The organism is Synergistaceae bacterium (genome assembly GCA_012728235.1).
In the GTDB taxonomy this organism is placed as follows: domain Bacteria; phylum Synergistota; class Synergistia; order Synergistales; family Synergistaceae; genus JAAYFL01.
The window spans coordinates 1-1860 of the sequence record JAAYFL010000123.1 but is presented as its reverse complement, the minus strand read 5'-3'; the positions used below and the strand labels follow the sequence as shown (position 1 = coordinate 1860).

Genomic DNA, 1860 nt, shown 5'->3' with positions numbered 1-1860 from the left:
TTCTCTATTAAAATCCAGTTTACGAAGAATCGTTTTAAATAGAGTTTCATCAATCTTATTATTATAGGCAAACTCAGATAGATTACCTTTTAAATATGAAGTATCTTGCGAAATATAAGAAATTTTTAGTCCACTTGCTAACATAAAATTTCCGGTAAATTTAATATCATCTCCATTAATCAATTTTAGGATACTAGACTTACCACTCCCATTTTTTCCTATAATGGCAACTCTATCACCTATATTGATTCTGAAATTAAGATGACTGAATACTTCTTTATCTCCATAAGACAATGATAAATCATTCGCTTCTATTAGGCACTCTTTGTGAAATTCAAGTGGCGAAATTTTTAAGTCATCATATTGTTCGATGTTGTGGAGCAGCTCTGATTTTTGTGAAACAGCTTCTTGATGTCTTGACTCAATATTTTTGGCACGTTTCATCGCTTTTGCAGCTTTATGTCCAACATAACCCTTATCCAGACCCGATTGGTACCAGGTACCTTCACGAGGTACCTCTTTTTTTATAATATCTTTAGAGTTAGTATGCATTTACGTGACCCCCCTAATAACTTAATCAAAACCTAATTATAGATATTCTAAATAATTTTGCTAAAAGAGCATGTATGAGAGCTAGTGGCAGATAAATAAAGGTTGCAAGCATCATACTTATTTCATAAAGAAGCCCGCTTCTCTCATCTACTTCTTCTTTCTTTCTAAACCTGCTAACAAAAGAACCCCAAGCAACACCAGCAGAGTTTCCAAACATCATAATTCTTATTGCTCCTAAAATACCTTTTGCTTCTGGAAGCCCATATACTTCTACTAGTCGCTCCCAAGATTTATTAGATGGATTTCCTCTAGTTTCAGCGTAATGTTGAGAAAACAATACCGCAGACATTTGTTCTTCCGGAACATCATCGCTTACCCCTGCCAACATATTTTGAATTTCCTCATTTGACATACCTGCCTCAAGTGCCATCTTAGTGTGTGCATAAGAGCAAAACAAGCATCCATTTACCTCTGTTACAGCAAGCATAATACGTTCAATGAAAGGCTCTTCTAAAAGGTCATTTCTTTTAGCATAGATAAAATCATAGACTGAAAAAAAGGTAAGATAATATATTTTATAAAATTCACCTAATGAGTATAATTTCCTTCCCATAGTATCTTTCATATCTTAAGCACCCCTAACATTTTATTCATTCCACAGTCTTCCTTCTATCCATTTTAAATGAAACCATCCTACAACACAATGTCTATGATATGTCTAGATCCTAACCCTAGCTTCTTTTCATGGTTGGAGAGGACATCTTTATGCGAAGGGAAGGCAAGAGAAATTATAATAGTTTTATGTACATCCTGTGCATCGCTTGCAATGACTGAAATCTAAAATTTATTGACAGGTTTTCCAAACATAATTTTTACAAACAACTATTTTTTCAAGCCTTACACCCAGGGGGCATAAAGCTTTACCGTCGTTACGCTTACTATCATTCAAACTCCTCTTTTCTTTTGCAATTGTAAGTTTGCCCGTTGTTGTGTTCGCAAATAAGAAATCGTTTTGATGTTCTGAATATAACTGTTCATAAAAATTTTTTCGAAATAATTTCGTAAGCCACAACAGACTAAAACTATCCATACAAAACACAAAGGAACCGTCCCCTTGTGTTGAAGAACAGTCCCTTGTGTTGCCTTCAAACTTTTTATATTTCACAACTTGTCCTGGTCAAGGGGAATTGTAACACCTGTGTCCAAAGTCATTAAGCAACTTGCTTTTTAGCTGGGGGCAGTCCGCCGTTGAAGGAATGAGGGCGGATGAGGTTGTACCACAGGTATGCAAAATCCGAAACCGCCGTA

1 protein-coding gene and 1 pseudogene are annotated in these 1860 nt (G+C 35.4%); both read right to left on the bottom strand.

What is annotated here, in order from left to right; all coding sequences use genetic code 11:
- Window positions 1-483, bottom strand: a pseudogene (gene lsa(E) / locus GXZ13_07085) (ABC-F type ribosomal protection protein Lsa(E)).
- Window positions 484-577: 94 nt separating this feature from the next.
- Window positions 578-1177, bottom strand: coding sequence for a carboxymuconolactone decarboxylase family protein (locus GXZ13_07080; protein NLX75572.1), 600 nt, complete (start codon window positions 1175-1177; stop codon window positions 578-580).
- Window positions 1178-1860 lie beyond the last annotated feature (683 nt).